The following is an 18,527-nucleotide window of genomic DNA, read 5'->3' as shown; positions in this document are numbered from 1 at the left end:
TATGATTAACCTCCTAATGTTTGATTGATAACCTTATCTAATTCTGTATTTAAGCGTTCTGATATCTTCGGCGTAGCTGTTTGCAAACCACGCTCTAATATTTTTCGCGGTGTGTTTTTCTTTGAATTTCCTATCCCTAAATCGGGATACTTTAAATAATTGAATCTAGGTGTTGGGCGAATCATAAAACCTAAGTTTAATTTGCTATTCGTTAAAGCTTTTTGATCTTTGGCGTGTTTTTTATTTCTCACTCGCCCTTTCCACGTAGAAACTGGAATTTTAGGCTGAATGAACTCGACTGCAAGATTCACACCGTCAGTATGCAAAACTCTATTAAGTGTTTGCTCTGATTTCCTTGGTATTTGTTTCATTTTTCTTTCTAAGGCTTCAATATCACCAAACTCAACACTCCATGAATTAGCAGCCATATTTAACACTTCTCGTTACATAAATTTCAATTTCATCAACGTATTCGTCAGTTTCTCCTTTTTGAATAGATGTTTTATCAGAACGCTGAAAAGAATGTCCTGTAGCTTCAAGTGTTGCAATAATATCTAGCATTCTTTCGTCTAAGTCATCTCGATTTTCAGAGTAATAACGAATTAAAACGTGTTGCCTAAGTGTTAATTTGTTTTCTGTTTTTTCAAAGCCACCTGTTTCAAATATGAAGTAATGATAATTTTCTTCTTCATCTTCACTTACTTGATCCTGGTAAATCTCTACATTGAATGCTTCATTTAATTTTTTTATTAACAAGCTATTCATTTTCTGGAGTCGCTTTTTTGATTGTTCGTTACTCAGCAATATGTCCACCTACTTCCTGTAAATAGAAATATAAATACTGTTTATCTGAATCAACTTTTATGACATCGTATTCCAATTGATTTATAACTACTTTTAATTTGTTTTTATTAACAGAACGAAATGAAGGAGGGAATAAAGTCTTTACCTTTTTATCTAACTTTGCATTTAATAATCCGCAAGATTGATAGTCACTGTCCCGTGCCGACAATTCTCTAAAAGCTAATTTTCCTTCTTCAGCAAAAACACCTTTGATCCGTTTTGCATTTTCACTACGCTTTGTTTCTGTGCGTCCATATCTCAAAAAACCATCATTAAACGTTTCATTGTATGACTTCACCTTTTGCCCTCTCTTTCAAGGCAGATTCTAGAATTAAACGCTGCAATTCTCCGCGGAAATTTTTTTCAAAATCCTCAAGACCGTTGTTATACTCATATCTACATCGTTCAATAAGTAATTGCTTAACTTGATCTTCTTCTTCAAAAGAAAAAGACGTACCACAAAGTTTTTGTAAATACGCCTTTCCTCGTTCAATTGTTTTTATTAATTGTTTATCTTCATCATTCCAAGTAATTCTTAAACGACTTTTCACATCTTCAAGTAATGTTTCGTTTAACGTTTGTTCCATTTTAACCACCACTTGTTACTGCTTCTTCTATAATTTTTCGAATATCATCTTTCAAAGTCGCCGAAGAAATATCTATGTTATGTTGATTTGCATATGCAACTAATTCCGGTTTTAACATATTGTTAAAATCCATTTCCTCCACTCTTAATGTGGAGGGTTGCTTAGGGTGTAGGTGTTTCACTACCAGCATTTAAAGCGCTAATATCAAATACTAAGAATGATTCATTATCTTTCGGACGACCATTCGCATATTGTTTAGACAAATAAACCGTTTCATCTTCTAAGAATTTATATTCTGTAGATGTTTCAATTTTTTGAGTTGAACCAACACCCATAAAGTAATCTCGCGCAATTCCTGCAACCATTTTTCCTTTTGGAACAGCTAAAGATTGAAGAACTGTTGCTGGAATTGGTAATACACCAGATACATATGCGCCATTTTGTGTTAAGAACGTTGTTGCTGGAAAGATTTTTTCCCAATAATCAAGTGGATTCACAATCATTAGTGCATTACTTACTGCACGACGACCATCTTTTGTAAGTGGCGCCATTACTTCTTTACCTAATGATTTTGGTGATAAGCTAGTAAGTGCAATTGCCTTTTTATCTGGATAAACACCCGCAGTAACTGCTCCATTAAGATCTTTCATCATTCCAATCGGTTGATCTTTACCAGTACCATTTACAATTGCTTCTTCTAATGCAATAGCCATTGATTCAGTTAAAATTTCGCGAACATAGCGATCAAGCCAAATCGGGCCCAAGTCTAACATTGCGTTACAAACTGGAACATATGCACTTAATTTATATAAATTCGTTGTAATAACTTCAAATCCATCATCCAATAATTCTTTAATTTCTTCACAAAGTTTTCCCCACCAAGCAGACTGTACATTTCCCTTTTTGACAATCCAGTCTGTAACGCCAGTAGTATTTACAAATTCAATGTAGTTCAATAGCGCGTGGTTTGTACGTAAATATTCAAATACACGTTCGAATACAGTTGCCGGAACTAACGTTTCTACACCTGCAAAACCTTTATTAGCAATAACAGTGTTGTAATATGTTTGTTCATCTTTCGTTAAAACTTGTAGCCCTCTACTTACCATTACTTGTTGATCTGTTAAATCTTCGTTTACAGCTTGTCGCGCTTCATTGATAATGTTTTCTTGAATAGAGTTTGCAAAATCAATCATAGCGGTCGCTGCTTGTTCCTCATCACCACTATTCATTGCATTTAATAACTTCTCTCTCATTTCATTTTGTTTTTGAGTTTCACGATCTAAATTTTTCATTTTTAAATTCCTCCTATTTTTATACAAAATAAAAAACACTACCGTTTCGGAGTGTTTAAAGCTGTTAGTAATGTAAATAATGCATTTTTGCTATTATGAGTAGTTTCTTTTGGTTCTTCTTTTTTTTTGACGGATGACTTATATTTGTTTAATATCTTTGCCTTTGGTTCTAACTCATCACCTTCATCATCTTCTGGGATTTCTATTTCATCTGAAATTTCATCACAGAAACCAAACGTTTTACATTCTTCAGCGGTTAACCAAGTCTCTTCTGCTAGCAGTGTTTCAAGTTCACTTTTCTCTCCTACAAAACGAGTTGTATAACTTTCTGTTACTGCCGTATCAATTTTTTCTAATTGATTAGCTACTTTTCTTAAATCCTCTGAATTACCTGCTGCATATGTCCATGCCTTGTGAATCATCATCATCGTATTTTTCGGCATAATAATTTTATCTGCTGCCATTGCGATAACAGAACCACCTGATGCCGCTAAACCATCAATATAAACATTAACCTTCGCTTTATGATTTTTAAGAAGATTATGGATTGCAATAGATTCGAATACATCACCACCTGGTGAATTAATATGAATATTAATCGTACCGGTAGAAATGTTGTCCAATTTATATTTCACGTCATCAGCCGTAATATCAGCAAACCAACCTGAACCAATAGAACCATATAAAAACAGGTCGGTTTCATCATTTTCTACTTTATTAAATACTTCAAAACGTTTATTAATTTTTGGAATTTGGATTGTTGTCACCTTTTACACCTCCTTTCATCGCTCCTGCGCTTTCAACTGATTCATAGTTCTTAGTAACATAACGCATTTCTGCCCATTCCTCATCTATAGGTTCACGCCCTAACATTCGTAAAATATCATTGATTGAATTTACACCAATTCGGAAAAATACATCACAAGCATTTGCAAGCTCTGTAATGTCCACATGTTTAATTCGACTTGTATCAACTTTCAAATATGTTCGCCCTAAGTACTCTTCTTTTGTATAAAACTTCCGATTTATTTCATCTGTAATTAATTCTATAAGTGGATTGATACAAAACATAAGGAAATTATCCGTTTGTTTAGATACATCAACCACATCACCTTTTAACATTCCTTTTGGTACATGAAAAGCCATAGAAACAAAGTCAATAATGTCATCTACCAATGATTTAATATCTCGACTATCTAATTTATTTCCCTTTGAAGTATTGCTGAAATTATCTAATTCGTATCCATCTTGTAATTGGAAAACGGCACCTGCATTATCTGCTTCGAAAAATGTTTTAAACTGGTCATTAAACATTGCATCAATTTGTTCTTGCATCTCATCAGTTTGTGGTCTTAAAAAATCGCCTTTCACTACAACTCGCATAGCATTAGAGCGCTTATAAATGTTCGTTGCAGAAGTAATTAACTTTCCCCAGCTTCCATATAAACCATCTATTACATTCATGATATTTTCATCATTTAATTGAAAGTAAAAAACTTCACTCTCTTTAAATACCTTCTGGGTAAAAGTGAAATCATTTATTGTAACGTTTGTATACCAATTTTCTCTTAATGCAAATTCTTCTTTATTGAAGCTATCGGCTACATAAAGTTGATCGTTATGCATTATTACTAAACACTCGTTATCATAAATCAAATGTGAAACTAAGCTATGCATAAATTGAGATGCGTTTTGATTTTGATTTGGCTGTACATTAAATAAATAATGGTTTTCATTTCGGACTTCTTTTCCTTTTTCAAAAGTTTGGAACTCACAACGTACAAGCGTGTTCGCAATTAGATCTACACAAGTATTTACAGCTAATTTTTTAAAATAAAAATCAAGAGAAGACTCATACAAATAACTTTTTAGTACTTCCCTGTTTCTCTTTCCAAACCAACCGCCTATCCAATCTATTAATCCCATTCCTTCACCTACCTTTCTAATAAGTTCTTACTTTGAACGTTCCCGGAGTGAGTTGTTTATGTTCACTTAATTCCGAATCAAAATTTAAGGCATGCAAAAAGGCGAAAAACCCATCTGTTTTCCGCTTTTCTTTATCAATCTTTTTATATTCAATATTTCCATTCATTTTTTCTTCTTTGTATACATTACCAACATACCAACGCATAAGAGGATCATCGCCAAAAACAATTGTTTGCTTAATAAACATCTCCTCTACAAGCGGGGCTAACATGCTATGTGTAGCTGGTCCACGACGTACAATTTCAACTTCAAATCCTGCTGTAGTTAATGCTTCTTTTAAAATTGTAGAACGATACAAGTCCATGCTAACTTTCTTAATACGATATGTCTTGTTCATCATAACAAACCAATTTAATACATGTTCCGCACTTATTGATTTATCATATACAACTGTTAACAGACCTTTTTCAATAGCTATTTTAATTATGTCTTGATTAATGTCTTGTAATTTTGGAGCTGTATGATGCATGAAAGTATGTTGAAGCCAATAACGTTTCCCATTTGCTTTAAATAGTAGTCCTACTGAACAGAAATCTCTAATTTGTGCAAAGTCTACTGCCCCAATACATTCCATACCTTGTATATTTTCCGGTAATGCTTGCTCAGTCGCTAAACGCTCTTCATATGTTGCGACCTCTTTCAATACATCTTCCATTGGTAGATTCATACGTTTAGTCATGAACTCTATACGGAAAGAACTATTATGTTGCATATCGTGATATTCTTGTTTCATCTCATCTTGAAGGTTTTCATTATAAGGATATGATGGATTTGCTTTCTCCCACATTTCCTCATTGTCTACTTCCGATTCATGGTCCAATTTACAAATAAAAGGGAATAAAGTTGATTGAGGAAGCTCTTTATTAAGAACCATTTGAGCTTCTTCTTTTAAGTCGTCTAATACACCACCACGCACACGTCCATCTGTTGTAATGTAAAACGTACGTGGATCTTTTTTCTTACCTAATCCCGATGTGAAAACCTTCACACTATCGTAGTTTTCATATTCATGGATTTCATCAAAGATAACAACTCCACTACGCTTACCATCTTTTGTTCGAGCGTTTGAAGTATTATATTCTAACTTTGATTTTGTTTTACGATGTTGAATTAACATCTTAGATTTATAAAATACCTTTTTCATTTTCTTTGAAAACTTAGGATCATCCAAAACATTGTATACATCTTCAAATGATGTTTTCGCTTGTTTTTCTGATGTCGCAACAATATCTATGTCATAACTCCTTATGCCATGATGCCCTGTCATCATATGAAAACAATTATAGGCAATATAACCGTTCTTTCCAGCACCGCGACCTAGCAACATAAAAAATCGATTGAACATCAACTTACCATTTTCATATTTAACACCATAAATAAATGCATTACAAAATCTTTGCCACGCAAATAATTCGAAAGGAAAATATTTTTCCGGGACACTCACGGAGTTTTCAATTGCTTCTGCATCAATGATGACTCCCGGCTGATCTAACTTCCAACGTAAAAATTCCATCAGTTGTTTTTGTTCTTTACAAGCTTGAATTTCCCCGTCTTCAACCATCCTCATGTAATCATCAATGTAAGGGTGATAGTTATACATCTTCTTCGCCTTCATCCTTATTTAAGCTTTCTAGTCCCATCTTCTTCAGAAGTTCTGTCATACTTTTAATTGTTTCACGATATTCTTTTCCAGCAGGGTTTGGTTTAGTACCTTTCTGACCGCCACCATTATCCCATGAAACCATTCTTTCTTTTTTCCATTCTCTTTCTAAAGCTCTTGATGCATCCCACATAGCCATGTACTTATCAACTAGATCAATGTATACTGCGTTATCCATTTCTGCGACTTCCAATTGTTGTAATAAATCTTCTTTAATTTGCATCTTTTTAGATAGTTTCCGCAACCATACCCCCCCTTTACTTTAAAAAATAAAAAAATGTTTTTTCCGCTCTCCCCCTCCCGTTGAAAGCTCCCCCGAAAGAAAGTCGATTTTATTTTAAGGGGGGTACTTATTTAATTCGTATATATCTTTCAACAAAAGAAATAGTATAATTTATTTCTTCTTCTGAAATTGGCAAGAACATTTGAACTCTATCTATATCTAAAAGTTGTTTTACTTTCTCAATCGTTAAATTATTACATTTATTACGATTAATAATGTCTCTGATTTGTGTGTATCTATAATAAATAAAACGAGCACCAGCATTAAAGATGTCTCGCTCTACGCTTGTTCTATCTTCTGACTCTAGCATCGCAACTCTTTCAAGGTACTCAGTGTCGTACTCACGACCGTTATCATTTATAATCATGTTTTACCATCTCTCTTCATTAACAAACGCTGGTAGTTTGTCCTGTACCCTTAAACGGTCATGTACTTCGTTATGACATGTATTGCATAGAGACATAAGGTTATCAAATGTTAAAGCAAGCTCTGGATATTCTTTCACTTCCTTGACGTGATGAACACAATCAGCCTTACGATACTTCCCTTTATCTCTACACATACAACATTCAAAGTTATCTCTCTTTAATGCCTTGAGCCTTAGTTCACGCCATTCCCTAGACTTATAGAACTTCATAAGCTTGTTATCTCTTATTAACTGAATAAGCTCATGTGTTTCCATATCTCACACCTCACTCATTAACTTGCCTATTAAACTTGTTATTGCTTCTTTCTTTTCTTTCGGCTTCGTTCTTTTGTTTAACCTATTTAATTCTTTAACTACTGGTCGTAATGATTCTAATTCCACGTAATCTTTAAGATTATCTTCACCAATAGCATTAAGGATTGTACCGATAGCAATCGCATTTTCAAGTTTAGTTAATTGCATTGCTCATTATCCTTTTCAATTAAATGTCCAAGACCTTCTAATGCTTCTTCACCATTTACGTATATCGTTACATTTTTCAAAATAGAAATTACATCATCTAATGATTGGATTTTATTCGGATCAATCTTATATCGCTTTAAAGGTTTAAATGTCATTATTTTACCTTCCATCCTTCATCCTCCTCCAAAATAAAAAGCACCCGAATGGATGCTTTTCTCTAAATTATTCATTTATATTTCAATCGTGGTACGTGAAGTTTTATTCTTTTTCCAATCACCTAATGTTGTTACATTCATCTGCGCCAACCTTATTAAGTAACTGGAAGAAGAGCAAAAGCCCTTCTTCGCTTGAATAACATAAATTGCAGTTGAATATGAAATCAAGAAACAACTATTCATCCAATCTGCAACCATCGCCACCGGTCATGACGATCCATTTTCATTATCAGGAATTTTGTGAGAAATGTTTTCCGCCACTTCTCACAATACAAATATATCATGTTAAAAAACAAAACGTGTCCGTAAATAGTTCGCGAATAGTTCACGAATAGTTCGCGTTTTTTATTTCTGCATTTTACGCATCGTTTTTCAGCCTCTTTTCGTATAGTTTTGAATAAATATGCTCTTTAATCCTTGAGAATGAATTAGCTATAAACTAGATTGTGTTAAATTCACCTATTCCGTTTAACCTTAGATATATCAATATATTTCGCATTTTATAAAAATGAATTTGACACTTTCAGTTTAAAGCTAATTCAATAAGCGATAAAAAAATAAAGGAATTAGATTCTGAACTTCCTTTGATAATCATTTAATGTATCTTGTTCCATTCCTATATATCTCAATGTTTCTTTCTGATCTGTATGATTCAGCATCTTTTGTAAAGCAACTACATCTTTAAATTGTTTGTAATGATGATATCCATATGTTTTTCTAAGTGAATGAGTCCCGATCCGTTCTAATCCAAACTCTTCTGCAGCTTGATTTAATATTACATAAGCCATCGCACGAGTGATTGGTTTATTCTTTCCATTTCTACTCTTAATCAGATATTCATTCTTCGGTTTTCCTTCTGTATAATTCCTAATAGCTCTTTTCAGTTCTGAAGGCATCTTCACATCTTTGATTTTCCTTGTTTTCTTTTCACGTATAACAATATTCCACCCCTCAACATCACGAACGCGTAAACGCAAGATATCCGATATCCTGAAACCTGTATTAATACCAAGAAGAAACAGAATGTAGTTTCTCTCATTCTGTTTCTTATAGAATTCTTTTATTTCTTGTATTATTTCTTTATCGCGAATCGGTTGTACAATGTTCATGCGCTTTGCCCCTCTACACTTTCAGTATCATGTTTAAATACTTCTTTCTTAAGACTGAACGCAAGACGCAATATAGCTTTTCCTTTTAACTGATAATACTTTGTTTTCCCTATCCCAATTTCTTCTCTTATGTCAGGGTCATATCCCATTTCTTCATTCATGTAAAACATAATTACAATTTTCCGCTCTGTATTTGGTAATCTGTTCACAGCTCTATGAATCCATCTCATGAATTTCTCTCTAGTACGTTCATATTCGATTCTTTCAATTGCGATGTTCTCTGTAGAACTATTAAATTCGTTAGTAACACATGGAGGAATAATAGAATAAGATGGTGTCACTTTTGGTAAAAGGTCGAGTGACATAGTCGCTAAATAACGTCTATACTCTTCAAAAACTTCCTCTACGGCTTTTTTTGTCTCCTTTTCATCTACAACTGGCATTTTAAATGATAATTGTTTATTCATATTGAATTCCTCCCAAATGATTTTTATTTTTGTCTTAATGCTCCACGTCTACGTTCATATCGTGGTCCGCGAATCCCCATTAAATCTTCAATATCACGAGTACTTAATTTCTCTTTTCGTTTTTTCTTATTTTTCTTCTTTGCTTGTTTTGATTGCTTTTCCCACTCACGTAACTGATCTCTTAGCACCTTCATTTCCCCATCTCCCTTTTCAAAATAAAAAGGACACCTATTCCTAAAACAACAATAATTGCTGCTTTAATGAATTGGTGTCCTCTAGTTTTCTAGCCGGACTATATTTATTTGCTTTTAGCCTTCTTACTTCCCTTATAAAATCCATAACGATGATCGACCTCTGAAATAAAAATTACAAGTACCATAACAAGTCCCGCTTGTATGAAGCTTTTGGTGTTACTAAAGGTCACAAACATAATGATTAAGTAAAGAGCCCAATACATTCCGAAAAACTGTTTACTATTCATTTTCTATTCCTCCAGTATCGCTATTTTATAATTCCAGCTTGTACAAAGATGTTTCTCCAAGCTTTATTAACTTGATACTTCTCCACTTCTTTTGTGCGACGAGCAATTGCTTTTCTAATTTTTCTTTTCTTCAAAGCTTTCATTCTCCCAACCTCGCTTTAAAAGGATTATTTTGTTTAAAACTGACTTAAACATTAGTTAATAAATGTAATTATCTTGTTAAAAACTTAATAATATTAACATCTCATACAGTTAGATATTACGTTACAATATAAGTAAATTCGTTTATAGACGAATACCCTATGACTTGCTGGGAGAAATCCTGGCTTTTTTTAACGCTTGAATAAACCCAAATATTCCGTCAATACTATAGATGACATGGTAATCTTTCTCCATTACCTGAGCAGTTAGCTTTTGCTAGCTGCTCTTTATTTTTGAATACTAATCGTGATTTTGTACCATACTAACCATAAGCAGTTATCTTAGCAGTGATTTCTGCCCGGAATCTTTTGTCAAAACGGAGCGGTCAGTTTTTGCTAGCCGCTCTTTTATTTTTTTACAACGTCTTTTGGGCAAGCACGTAAAATGTATGGCAATTCTCCTGTTTTAGATAAACCAAAGTCCCCTAATCTCGATACCATTACCACGGTATATTCTTCTCCTTTATAGAGAACTTTTTCACCTTTTAAAATACCGTTATAACCAACTATCCTGTTGTATCCATACATTGTTACACCTTTTAATTTCTTATCAAGTTCAATCATTGCAATTGTTTTAATACCATCATTATTCTCTTCTGCTTCATGCCACTTTATATCTTCCAAAATCTTTATTCCCCCTTGAATAAAGCCCAAAATCTTGTCCATACTATACATAACACTTAATGATTGAACTTCCTTCTTAACGTTTCTTTCGGAGAGCAGTTAGCTTTTGCTAGCTGCTCTTATTCTTTATAAGTCCCATCCTTCACGTACACATCATCTCTAAGGCGATTCCAATCCCACATTTGCATGCGATCCTTTTCGTTATCAAATTTTACACCATAACCAAAACCTTCTATCCTTGTGATTCCTGTAATTGCACCTTCATTTCCTTTATAATCCACTAAAATCATTCCTGTTTGTAAAAAGCCGATTTCTTTAAGTGTTTTCATATCCATTCTCCTTTTCTACAAAATGAAATTTTTATATTAATCTTCCTCAAGTTCCGTAACAGTTATAAAATTTCTAGCATTCTTCCGTTCCACTACTCGTCTCTTGTATGCAGGTGTCTTATAGAATTTAACAGTTTCAGGACGTACGCCCATATGTTGAGCGCATTGCAATATGGTCCCGACACACACGAATGATTCACCTTTATAAACGGCGTACTCCTTTACTTTCACCATCACAACCTCCAGTTCAATTAAACGTTAGAAATGTATAAGTAAATTGCGATCATCGATAAAACTACAGCAATTCCAGCTAAAAGCGCTCTATACAGATGCCCTTTCGACTGCTCAACACAAAAATATGCTGTAGTATAAACTGATAATGATACTATGCTAATGCACCATACAAACGCTAAGAGCAAAACAGTTGCTATATACATTTAACTCACCACCTCGCTTTCTACTAAAATGAAGTTTTTATTAAGAAATTAGTCATTCCACTTAAAACGGATGTAATGTTCGTAGTACGATCCGCCTAAAATATTTTTCTTTTCTTCTTCCTTAAATTCAACATTCACACCGTCCAGTAATTCTTGTAACTTTTCTATAAATATTTTTGAAAACATCATATGCCGATTTGGATTTTCATTATGAATTTTATACCTATGACCTGAATATCCACTTGCAGCACTTTTAGTTATTACGATTTCCATTTCTTCCGCAAATTCCAATACCTTTTCATCGATGGCTTTTTCTTGGAGTTCCTTTAAATTCTCTACTAGAGACATATCCATTCTCCTTTTCTAATAAAATAGCGTTTTTATAAAAAACTTTGCACCCTTAAATCAGACAAGCATATATTATTGTATGGGGCACTCCAGTCCATACGTTCAAACCTTTTAGGCTAAAAGCACACTTATATGTGTGCTCTTTTTTATTTACTTTCAAATAAAGTTTTCGTTTTATTTCTCCCAAGGCGCTCTATTCATTTATTGTTGGTTTCGAAAAATACTTTTCACCTTTTAACTGGACAAGCATATGTTATTGTATGGAGAAACTCTCCACTCATAGAAATCTACCTTTCTTGTCCAAGAGCACAATATATATGTGCTCTTTTTTTATGTCTAAATAACGTTTTTGTCTTACTTACTGCCTTTACCAAAACACTTATATCCGATTTTACGCATTAATGAAATTTTATTATTAGCTACATACTTAAAGTTCTTATGACCCAATTTAACCATTTGTCCATTTCTTGTATGTCTCATCCGTTCCATTCCCCTCCAAAACAACGTTTTTGTATTAATTAATTCCTTGCAATGCTTGCATTAGCCCAAAAAACAGCTTCTTCGAGTTTTGTTAAAGCTAATGATTTCTCGCGACTATTCGGACATGATCCATCAATCAAATTTGCGAAATGTAAAGCTTCATTTCTAATATCTACAAACTTTTCTATTTGTCCCTCTTTTGGCGGATGATAAGTAAAATTCTTTTTAATTTGTTCTTTCATAATTTGTAGCTCCTTTTTCAAAATAAAGATTTTGTTTAGTTTTCTTTCTTAAACACTTCGTTTTGTTTTTCTCGAAAGTATAATAGTTGGCACATTCTTTCATAAGTTAACCCAGTTTCTTTTTGAACTTCTTTGAAGTAATCATTAAATCCTGAGTCCGTCCCGTTATCATATAAATAAAAAAGTCTATCTGCTTGCTCAGGTTTCATCATCATTAACTATTCCCCCTCGCTTTTATACAAAATAAGAATTTTGTTTAAATTTCATTAACCGTTTTCCCCATTTTACATATAGTAATATCATCCAAGTGAATACCTAGATTGCTCTGGACCAGCTTCCTGGTGTTCCTGGTGCACCTGTTACGAAGAACTCGTTTATAACCAGCGGGTTCTTTTATTTATTCATCACAAAATAACTATTTTATTTAATTTTAATCTAACTATTTTTGAAGTCTTACAAATTTGTAAGGTTATTGTCATACTTTTAAATAGTAAAAAAATTAATGAGTCTATAGAATACAAAATGTTAATTTACAAACTAGAACAACATACTTGAAAGGTGAAAATTCATGAAGAAAATTTTATTACACCCTTTATTTTTATCTTGTAGTATTATAATTCTTGTTCCATTTATCTGGATTTATTTTGTTTTATGACAAGATAGTTAGCCAGCGCTAGCTGCTCTTTTTCTGTAGAATAACGCTTTTGTTTAGTTTTACTCTTCAAAACTTCATCATATAAACTCATAAAGGTAATTTATTTATTACTTGTCTGCAACTTAATATCTGGAATAATTTCTTCCGGTCTAAAAAGTACTTTGTAATGGTATGCATCTTCGTATTTAGCATCTGTTTGTTCTATGAAGTAACTCACATTATCACTTAATCCAAGGTAATGTTTCTTATATTTACCATCACCAGTCTTGCAAGTTACAGTTATCTTTTTCCCATCACCAGCGTCTAAAGCGCATAATCCCTCAATACTTAAGAGGTATTTATCAGTTATACCATTGAAGAACACTACTCTTCGTTGAACCTCAAATGAATCAGCTGATTTAGATAAATTTTGTGAAACTGTATCTGCTTCTGTACTACAACCCGCTAAACCCGTTATTGCTATAATAGACATTAAACCTGCAATTATTTTCTTTTTCATTTTCCGCTCCCCATTTCTTAATAAAATTCAAATTTGGTCTTACTTCACATCAACACGTGCTTGACTTGCTTCTCGTCTAAATCCATCCGGATATCTTTTAGCTAATTTTGCGATATTCATTTCAGCAATATCTTGTAACGTATATCCTAGTTCGTGTGCCATAATCGATAAATAATACAGAATGTCTCCAAGCTCTAAGGCTAATTTATAAGTGTTTCCGTCCTCTTCTCCTGGACAATGCGATGGTTGGAAGCCATGTCCATGATAAATTGCTTTTTTAACAATATCAGCAACTTCACCAGCTTCACCTGTAAGTCCTAAAGCTGCATTTGAAACACGTCCTCCAAAATCAGTTTTGTTATTCCAAGTTCGTAAAGTTGCTTCCTGATAATCGTTTAATTCATCGATTGATAAATTGCTTGCGATTTGTAAAACAGTAGCTTCTTTTATAACCTGTTCGCCTTTTCTTGCTTCACTAATTAATTTCGTTGCTTCCAATACACCGTTTTCCATAACTTTCATTTTCATCTACTCCTCTTAACTAATATTTTTATTTTTTCCATTAGCTGGTGTTGTAGCTGCTTTTATCGGTTCCCATCCATAACTCAACCTTGATCTGAAAGTACTTACGCTTATGCCATTTGATTCAGCAATCTTAACAAGTTCCTTCCTGTCCATTTGTTTACGTGTCGGAATACTTGCCGCGTCTTTAGGTTCCCAACCATTATTTACCCTGCTGTAAAAAGTACTTGAATTAATTCCGTTTTCCGTCGCTAGTTTCAACCACTTATTCTCTTTCCCTTCGCTCATATGCCAATATGTTCTAGGTGGTGTAGTCAATGCTTCTTGTATATCCCAACCGTATCTGTACATTCTCATGTAGAGAACTCTTCTACTAATACCGTTTGATTCAGCTTGTTGATATTCCTCATCAGTTAACCAACGATTGAAAGCCATCACTTTCCCTCCTAATCCAGTGCCAAAAATTCAGCTCTGCTACGATTCGAATAATTTATCCTAATCTTCTGAATACCTTTCCCGTGCTCTTTTAACGTCGCTTCCCAAGCTTCGTTTTCATTTTTAGCATCAAAACAATCCATCTTTTGCCGTTCCTCTTTATCATAGAAATGTACTTCATAGCTTGGATTCAAAAACTTTTCACTGGTACTTATCGCATTGTAGTCGAAACTACCTACAACATCATCAATAGTTAATTGCTTCATAATCGCATCCCCAGTTATTTAATTTTTTCAGTGATTGTAGTTGATACACGATCAACTTTCCCGCCTTGCCAAGTAATTATTTGTTCTCCAAATCCAGTTGCTGGAGGATTCAGCGGAGTAACCTCACCATTTTTAACCACATAAATTTTATTATCCGTAACATCGATTTCAACTTTCGTAGGCTTCATACGACTGAAATCCTCCTTTTCTTGTTAACTAGCTTTTTGTTGTTTGCTTCTTTCTAATTCTTTTTTCATTGATTCAAATTTTATTAACCATGCTTGCCAACGCTTATCGTTTTCCTCTTGCTGTTGCTTTGCTACTTCACAGTTACAACCTTCTGTTAAAGTTACACCCGGATAAGTTTCTTTACGAATAATTCCTGTATCATGACATAATACACACATGCTTATTCCTCCTTATTAGAAACCTAAATTAGCAAGCCTTTGATCAGCTGTCGTAAATTTCAATACCTTTGAATCACCTAATAAGCGACTAACTGTTTTAGCATCGTATTTATTAAAAAGTTGTTTTCCAGTAAAGTTCGTTGTTGTAAATGTACTCATTCCTTGTCTAGCATTTGATACCGCATATAATAGACGTTGTATGAAATCGGAAGCTTGTCTATTTGAATCTGTTGAACCACTTTCAGCCCCAAGATCATCTAATACTACAAAATCAGCTTGTCCAATTAATTGAACGAAATATTGAAGTGTATATTTACTGCTCTTATCATCGAAAGAATCCATAATCATTCTTGTTATTGCTTCTAATTCAACGTACAAGCAACTTTTCATAAGGTGATAATTTTCTTCTTTTTGACTGATGTCCCAAAAATATTGATTTAATTCATGAAGCATGCTGTATGCTAGGAAACTTTTTGCCGTCCCTTGATTTCCTGTAAATACAACTTTTCTAATTTCGCCATTCTTTAAGTCCTCCAAAGTTTCTTCCACAGCTTTCTTGTGACTAATCGTTTCATCACACCCGGTCCTGTAATCAGATAATCTCGAAAGAGGAATTTTCTTATTTGTAATAACACTAGCCTTTTCCAGCATGTTAAATTTCTGTAAACGGCTAATCTTTTTATAATGAGCATTAGCTTGCTCTTCCAAAACCTTATTGTTTTGCTCAACTACACATCTTGGGCAAACAGGTTTCCCTTGATAAATAATCATTTGAACTGGCTTAATGATGGTTTGTCCACCTATTTCATAAGAGTGATTCATACATTGATCAGAATGGTAAGTCACCTTCGATTCCAGGGATTCCGCCAGCTTTTTCATTGGTGTTGCCATTTCTATTCGCTCCTTTTTTACCTTTGTTTTTAAACTCTATTTCTGCTGCATTCACATCAGCTAAAGTACGAATGTTTTTGTTAACCCACTGTTTTAAAATTCCCTCAGCATAATTCCATTTCTTCTGCTGTTTCAAAGCACGTTCCATAGCTGCTTGTACAAGTTCTTCGCTTGTATCGTTTACCCATTGAGCAATACTTTCGGCTATGAATGAATTTAAAATACCGAAATTATTTTCGTAGAAAGAGAAGATGCTACTACTACTACTACTTTGTATATTAGTACTTAGTTCTTTAGTACTTAGTAGTGGTTGATTTTCTACTGGTAGATTCTCCACTGATGGTTTTTCCACTAGTTGATTTTCTACTAGTGGTTTTTCGACTTGTGGTACTTCGTATATAATCATTTCCCATTTGCTAATCTTTCCGTCTTCTCCTTTAATTGGGAATCGTTTAACATAACCACATTCCTTTAATTCCTTCATTCCAGCTTTCAAACTTGCTATACCATCCTTAGAATGCTTTGTTACTTCTTCCATATAAAAAATCCAATCATCTGGAAGTGTAAGAATATACGCTAAAATCCCTTTCGCTTTCCAACTTAACCTTGTATCTTTAAGACCTGTATTATTTATTGTCGTGTAGTTCTTATCTTTATTAACTCGAAAAGTAGCCATTCATTTACCTCCTCGTACAAACTGCCACATATGCTTGTCCACTTTTGATAATTCGTTGAATTTCATAATGCGGATAACCAACTTTGAAATACTGTTCAATCATTTGTTTTAATTCTTCTTTGCTTTTTGCTAAGTCCCAGAATTTATTAGGTAATAGCACTTGATATTCAGTTAAACACATGTACTATTTCCCTACTTTCCGTGATATACTTATAACAAGTGTTTTTTCTTAAAGGACCCACAGCCATGGGTCTTTTTATTTTGTTTTACATCACTCCAAGCCCATCGCTTTATTGGTTCATAAGTAATGTAAAGTAGCGATACACTGCATGCAATAAACATTGCGAATATGGCTAATGATGTTGTATCTTCCATCATGCTGACACCCCCTTTTCTAGCCAATTAAAGAATGCATCCCTTGGAACTACTTTCTTTCTCCCGATTTTCACTAAAGGAAAACCTTTTTGATCCATAATGTCGTATGCTTTTCTTTGTGAAATTCCTAATACTTCTGCTACATGATCTACTTTCAACATAATTGGATAATCGTTTGTACTATCGTAAGTAACCGGGATAGCATCTAATTTTTCTATTGCTGTTTGTCTTGCATCTTCTTTATTAAAACGAAGTAACTCAATCGCCTCCCAAAATTCTTCATCGCTCCATCCTTTTTGAGCTGAAAACTTTGTGACTGCTAACGCTATTTGAACTGTTGAATTTTTCATGATTCTTCATCCTTTCTCTTTCTGTCGTCATTTTGACGACTTTCATTCAAAAAAATTTCTTCAATAGTTATCCCCAGGCTTTCCGCTAATTTTGGAATTTTATCGGCGTTTAGTTTACGCTGACCATTTTCAATATAAGAAATAGCTGAAGAACCACTAAAACCTAGCATTCTTGCTAATTCTCCCTGAGTTATTTTCTTTTTTTTACGTATATCACGTATTCTCATGCCTATAGACAAATGTTTCACCTCCAAGTCGTCATTATGACGATTTGTTATTTTCATTATATGTCGTCAATCTGAAGAAGTAAACATGTTTTTTGTCATTTTGTTATATTTTTTTTATCAATTTGATAAAAAACAGTGTAAAGTCGTCAGAAAGTATATATACTGTAATTAACAACAATTCGAATGTAATGTAAGACACACATAGAAATTTATTTATAAAGGGGAATAAATTTATGACTCTAGGAGAAAGATTGAGAGCTTGCCGTGAAAAAAGCGGCTACACGCAAACATATATAACAGAAAAACTAGAAATACACCGTGGGACTCTTTCTAGTTATGAATCCGGGAGACGAAAACCTGACTATGATACTTTATCTAAACTAGCTGATATCTATAAAGTATCTGTAGATTATCTATTAGGAAGATCCACTGATGAAAGATTAACAGCAGAACAAGATAAACAAGCAACAGCAATGGGGAAAAAGATTGAACAATTAATCTCTAAATTATCAGAAGAAGAACAGAAAAAAGCTTGGGAACAGTTAGAAATGTATGTACAGTATCAACAAAATAAAGAACAAAAATAAAAAAGCTAACCTCTATGGTTAGTCTTTTTTTATTTTAAACACACCGTCTAGTAAGTGTTTTAATTGTTCCTCAGTATTAGGAGTATTTCCCTCTAATAACAACTTAATTGCAGCTTCTTTTGCTACTTGTTCTTTTACCATTATAACTTCCCCCTACACCCT

Annotated in this window: 40 protein-coding genes; 1 reads left to right on the top strand and 39 read right to left on the bottom strand. The window is 33.6% G+C overall.

Translation table 11 applies throughout. From position 1 onward, the window contains the following. Nucleotides 1–5: 5 nt before the first annotated feature. The 38 genes from PSR14_RS03040 to PSR14_RS02855 form a co-directional block, all read right to left on the bottom strand. Complete coding sequence (locus tag PSR14_RS03040; RefSeq protein WP_000729815.1) at nucleotides 6–428, bottom strand: hypothetical protein; 423 nt, start codon at nucleotides 426–428, stop codon at nucleotides 6–8. Further along, a complete protein-coding gene (locus tag PSR14_RS03035; RefSeq protein ID WP_000950465.1) occupies nucleotides 418–804 on the bottom strand; it encodes a hypothetical protein in 387 nt (128 codons plus the stop codon). Before PSR14_RS03035 ends, PSR14_RS03040 begins: the two co-directional genes overlap by 11 nt. After that, nucleotides 794–1,141 carry a head-tail adaptor protein gene (locus tag PSR14_RS03030; protein WP_098487664.1) on the bottom strand — a complete coding sequence of 116 codons (348 nt, stop codon included), beginning with the start codon at nucleotides 1,139–1,141 and terminating at the stop codon, nucleotides 794–796. The genes PSR14_RS03035 and PSR14_RS03030 overlap by 11 nt, the downstream gene beginning before the upstream one ends. Continuing rightward, a complete protein-coding gene (locus tag PSR14_RS03025) occupies nucleotides 1,125–1,430 on the bottom strand; it encodes a head-tail connector protein (RefSeq protein ID WP_000438401.1) in 306 nt (101 codons plus the stop codon). Before PSR14_RS03025 ends, PSR14_RS03030 begins: the two co-directional genes overlap by 17 nt. 1 nt (nucleotide 1,431) lies before the next feature. Beyond that, entirely contained in the window at nucleotides 1,432–1,563 is a 132-nt protein-coding gene (locus PSR14_RS03020; protein ID WP_257147397.1) for a hypothetical protein, read from the bottom strand. Between the two features lie 28 nt (nucleotides 1,564–1,591). Further along, nucleotides 1,592–2,725: a phage major capsid protein gene (locus tag PSR14_RS03015; RefSeq protein ID WP_073541469.1), complete on the bottom strand. Its 1,134-nt coding sequence runs from the start codon at nucleotides 2,723–2,725 to the stop codon at nucleotides 1,592–1,594. A 38-nt stretch (nucleotides 2,726–2,763) separates the two neighbouring features. Then, nucleotides 2,764–3,492 carry a head maturation protease, ClpP-related gene (locus PSR14_RS03010; RefSeq protein WP_098487663.1) on the bottom strand — a complete coding sequence of 243 codons (729 nt, stop codon included), beginning with the start codon at nucleotides 3,490–3,492 and terminating at the stop codon, nucleotides 2,764–2,766. After that, entirely contained in the window at nucleotides 3,464–4,651 is a 1,188-nt protein-coding gene (locus PSR14_RS03005; RefSeq protein ID WP_074604285.1) for a phage portal protein, read from the bottom strand. Before PSR14_RS03005 ends, PSR14_RS03010 begins: the two co-directional genes overlap by 29 nt. Before the next feature lie 16 nt (nucleotides 4,652–4,667). Continuing rightward, nucleotides 4,668–6,311: a terminase TerL endonuclease subunit gene (locus PSR14_RS03000; protein ID WP_000283040.1), complete on the bottom strand. Its 1,644-nt coding sequence runs from the start codon at nucleotides 6,309–6,311 to the stop codon at nucleotides 4,668–4,670. Next, nucleotides 6,304–6,615: a hypothetical protein gene (locus PSR14_RS02995; protein WP_001228920.1), complete on the bottom strand. Its 312-nt coding sequence runs from the start codon at nucleotides 6,613–6,615 to the stop codon at nucleotides 6,304–6,306. Before PSR14_RS02995 ends, PSR14_RS03000 begins: the two co-directional genes overlap by 8 nt. Nucleotides 6,616–6,721: 106 nt before the next feature. After that, nucleotides 6,722–7,021, bottom strand: a complete 300-nt coding sequence (locus PSR14_RS02990) for a hypothetical protein (protein WP_073541468.1) — start codon at nucleotides 7,019–7,021, stop codon at nucleotides 6,722–6,724. 3 nt (nucleotides 7,022–7,024) lie between these two features. Continuing rightward, complete coding sequence (locus tag PSR14_RS02985; protein ID WP_046941608.1) at nucleotides 7,025–7,336, bottom strand: HNH endonuclease; 312 nt, start codon at nucleotides 7,334–7,336, stop codon at nucleotides 7,025–7,027. 3 nt (nucleotides 7,337–7,339) lie between these two features. After that, nucleotides 7,340–7,543 (bottom strand): hypothetical protein, encoded by a 204-nt coding sequence (locus PSR14_RS02980; RefSeq protein ID WP_073541467.1) that lies wholly within the window; start codon nucleotides 7,541–7,543, stop codon nucleotides 7,340–7,342. After that, nucleotides 7,534–7,713 carry a hypothetical protein gene (locus PSR14_RS02975; RefSeq protein ID WP_046941606.1) on the bottom strand — a complete coding sequence of 60 codons (180 nt, stop codon included), beginning with the start codon at nucleotides 7,711–7,713 and terminating at the stop codon, nucleotides 7,534–7,536. The genes PSR14_RS02980 and PSR14_RS02975 overlap by 10 nt, the downstream gene beginning before the upstream one ends. A 611-nt stretch (nucleotides 7,714–8,324) precedes the next feature. Then, nucleotides 8,325–8,867 carry a tyrosine-type recombinase/integrase gene (locus tag PSR14_RS02970; protein WP_001028518.1) on the bottom strand — a complete coding sequence of 181 codons (543 nt, stop codon included), beginning with the start codon at nucleotides 8,865–8,867 and terminating at the stop codon, nucleotides 8,325–8,327. Then, complete coding sequence (locus PSR14_RS02965) at nucleotides 8,864–9,334, bottom strand: ArpU family phage packaging/lysis transcriptional regulator (RefSeq protein ID WP_073541466.1); 471 nt, start codon at nucleotides 9,332–9,334, stop codon at nucleotides 8,864–8,866. Before PSR14_RS02965 ends, PSR14_RS02970 begins: the two co-directional genes overlap by 4 nt. A gap of 23 nt (nucleotides 9,335–9,357) precedes the next feature. Further along, nucleotides 9,358–9,528 (bottom strand): hypothetical protein, encoded by a 171-nt coding sequence (locus tag PSR14_RS02960; protein WP_000866511.1) that lies wholly within the window; start codon nucleotides 9,526–9,528, stop codon nucleotides 9,358–9,360. Nucleotides 9,529–9,632: 104 nt separating this feature from the next. Next, complete coding sequence (locus PSR14_RS02955) at nucleotides 9,633–9,815, bottom strand: hypothetical protein (protein ID WP_071679573.1); 183 nt, start codon at nucleotides 9,813–9,815, stop codon at nucleotides 9,633–9,635. Between the two features lie 20 nt (nucleotides 9,816–9,835). Then, entirely contained in the window at nucleotides 9,836–9,958 is a 123-nt protein-coding gene (locus PSR14_RS02950) for a DUF3983 domain-containing protein (RefSeq protein WP_072192226.1), read from the bottom strand. A gap of 405 nt (nucleotides 9,959–10,363) precedes the next feature. Further along, a complete protein-coding gene (locus tag PSR14_RS02945; protein WP_000389465.1) occupies nucleotides 10,364–10,639 on the bottom strand; it encodes a hypothetical protein in 276 nt (91 codons plus the stop codon). Between the two features lie 119 nt (nucleotides 10,640–10,758). Continuing rightward, nucleotides 10,759–10,968: a hypothetical protein gene (locus PSR14_RS02940; protein WP_074604283.1), complete on the bottom strand. Its 210-nt coding sequence runs from the start codon at nucleotides 10,966–10,968 to the stop codon at nucleotides 10,759–10,761. Between the two features lie 36 nt (nucleotides 10,969–11,004). After that, nucleotides 11,005–11,199 carry a hypothetical protein gene (locus tag PSR14_RS02935; protein ID WP_014481556.1) on the bottom strand — a complete coding sequence of 65 codons (195 nt, stop codon included), beginning with the start codon at nucleotides 11,197–11,199 and terminating at the stop codon, nucleotides 11,005–11,007. A gap of 20 nt (nucleotides 11,200–11,219) precedes the next feature. Further along, nucleotides 11,220–11,405 carry a hypothetical protein gene (locus tag PSR14_RS02930; RefSeq protein ID WP_000275021.1) on the bottom strand — a complete coding sequence of 62 codons (186 nt, stop codon included), beginning with the start codon at nucleotides 11,403–11,405 and terminating at the stop codon, nucleotides 11,220–11,222. Nucleotides 11,406–11,453: 48 nt separating this feature from the next. Further along, nucleotides 11,454–11,753: a hypothetical protein gene (locus tag PSR14_RS02925; protein WP_000060527.1), complete on the bottom strand. Its 300-nt coding sequence runs from the start codon at nucleotides 11,751–11,753 to the stop codon at nucleotides 11,454–11,456. 518 nt (nucleotides 11,754–12,271) lie between these two features. Further along, entirely contained in the window at nucleotides 12,272–12,475 is a 204-nt protein-coding gene (locus PSR14_RS02920) for a hypothetical protein (RefSeq protein ID WP_000662952.1), read from the bottom strand. 35 nt (nucleotides 12,476–12,510) lie between these two features. Further along, nucleotides 12,511–12,690 (bottom strand): hypothetical protein, encoded by a 180-nt coding sequence (locus PSR14_RS02915; RefSeq protein WP_074604278.1) that lies wholly within the window; start codon nucleotides 12,688–12,690, stop codon nucleotides 12,511–12,513. 540 nt (nucleotides 12,691–13,230) lie between these two features. Beyond that, the gene (locus PSR14_RS02910; RefSeq protein ID WP_000726815.1) at nucleotides 13,231–13,629 is read right to left on the bottom strand and encodes a hypothetical protein; all 399 of its coding nucleotides are present in this window, start codon (nucleotides 13,627–13,629) and stop codon (nucleotides 13,231–13,233) included. Nucleotides 13,630–13,668: 39 nt separating this feature from the next. Continuing rightward, nucleotides 13,669–14,151, bottom strand: a complete 483-nt coding sequence (locus PSR14_RS02905) for a nucleoside triphosphate pyrophosphohydrolase family protein (RefSeq protein WP_406644142.1) — start codon at nucleotides 14,149–14,151, stop codon at nucleotides 13,669–13,671. 15 nt (nucleotides 14,152–14,166) lie between these two features. Next, the gene (locus PSR14_RS02900; RefSeq protein WP_073541455.1) at nucleotides 14,167–14,586 is read right to left on the bottom strand and encodes a hypothetical protein; all 420 of its coding nucleotides are present in this window, start codon (nucleotides 14,584–14,586) and stop codon (nucleotides 14,167–14,169) included. An 11-nt stretch (nucleotides 14,587–14,597) separates the two neighbouring features. After that, on the bottom strand, nucleotides 14,598–14,852 hold the full coding sequence (locus PSR14_RS02895; protein WP_073541453.1) for a hypothetical protein: 255 nt from the start codon (nucleotides 14,850–14,852) through the stop codon (nucleotides 14,598–14,600). Between the two features lie 14 nt (nucleotides 14,853–14,866). Continuing rightward, nucleotides 14,867–15,040, bottom strand: coding sequence for a DUF3954 domain-containing protein (locus PSR14_RS02890; RefSeq protein WP_000805172.1), 174 nt, complete (start codon nucleotides 15,038–15,040; stop codon nucleotides 14,867–14,869). A 24-nt stretch (nucleotides 15,041–15,064) separates the two neighbouring features. After that, on the bottom strand, nucleotides 15,065–15,259 hold the full coding sequence (locus tag PSR14_RS02885; protein WP_073541451.1) for a hypothetical protein: 195 nt from the start codon (nucleotides 15,257–15,259) through the stop codon (nucleotides 15,065–15,067). A 15-nt stretch (nucleotides 15,260–15,274) separates the two neighbouring features. Then, entirely contained in the window at nucleotides 15,275–16,150 is an 876-nt protein-coding gene (locus PSR14_RS02880) for an ATP-binding protein (RefSeq protein ID WP_073541449.1), read from the bottom strand. Continuing rightward, on the bottom strand, nucleotides 16,089–16,826 hold the full coding sequence (locus tag PSR14_RS02875; protein WP_098487780.1) for a DnaD domain-containing protein: 738 nt from the start codon (nucleotides 16,824–16,826) through the stop codon (nucleotides 16,089–16,091). The genes PSR14_RS02880 and PSR14_RS02875 overlap by 62 nt, the downstream gene beginning before the upstream one ends. Before the next feature lie 4 nt (nucleotides 16,827–16,830). After that, nucleotides 16,831–17,007, bottom strand: coding sequence for a hypothetical protein (locus tag PSR14_RS02870; RefSeq protein ID WP_073541445.1), 177 nt, complete (start codon nucleotides 17,005–17,007; stop codon nucleotides 16,831–16,833). Nucleotides 17,008–17,036: 29 nt separating this feature from the next. After that, nucleotides 17,037–17,204, bottom strand: a complete 168-nt coding sequence (locus tag PSR14_RS02865) for a hypothetical protein (protein ID WP_169509328.1) — start codon at nucleotides 17,202–17,204, stop codon at nucleotides 17,037–17,039. Then, nucleotides 17,201–17,551, bottom strand: a complete 351-nt coding sequence (locus tag PSR14_RS02860; protein ID WP_073541443.1) for a helix-turn-helix domain-containing protein — start codon at nucleotides 17,549–17,551, stop codon at nucleotides 17,201–17,203. Before PSR14_RS02860 ends, PSR14_RS02865 begins: the two co-directional genes overlap by 4 nt. After that, nucleotides 17,548–17,799 carry a helix-turn-helix domain-containing protein gene (locus tag PSR14_RS02855; RefSeq protein ID WP_239695311.1) on the bottom strand — a complete coding sequence of 84 codons (252 nt, stop codon included), beginning with the start codon at nucleotides 17,797–17,799 and terminating at the stop codon, nucleotides 17,548–17,550. The genes PSR14_RS02860 and PSR14_RS02855 overlap by 4 nt, the downstream gene beginning before the upstream one ends. A 212-nt stretch (nucleotides 17,800–18,011) precedes the next feature. Here PSR14_RS02855 and PSR14_RS02850 point away from each other — a divergent pair, with 212 nt between their 5' ends. Further along, entirely contained in the window at nucleotides 18,012–18,365 is a 354-nt protein-coding gene (locus PSR14_RS02850) for a helix-turn-helix domain-containing protein (protein ID WP_073541441.1), read from the top strand. Nucleotides 18,366–18,383: 18 nt separating this feature from the next. Here PSR14_RS02850 and PSR14_RS02845 read toward each other — a convergent pair whose 3' ends face one another. After that, a complete protein-coding gene (locus PSR14_RS02845; RefSeq protein WP_257147409.1) occupies nucleotides 18,384–18,506 on the bottom strand; it encodes a hypothetical protein in 123 nt (40 codons plus the stop codon). Between the last annotated feature and the right edge of the window lie 21 nt (nucleotides 18,507–18,527).

The sequence above is a fragment of the Bacillus sp. A01H genome, assembly GCF_045277205.1.
GTDB classification, from domain to species: Bacteria; Bacillota; Bacilli; order Bacillales; family Bacillaceae_G; genus Bacillus_A; species Bacillus_A paranthracis.
The sequence above is the reverse complement of the archived record's forward strand: the minus strand, read 5'-3'. Positions and strand labels throughout refer to the sequence as shown.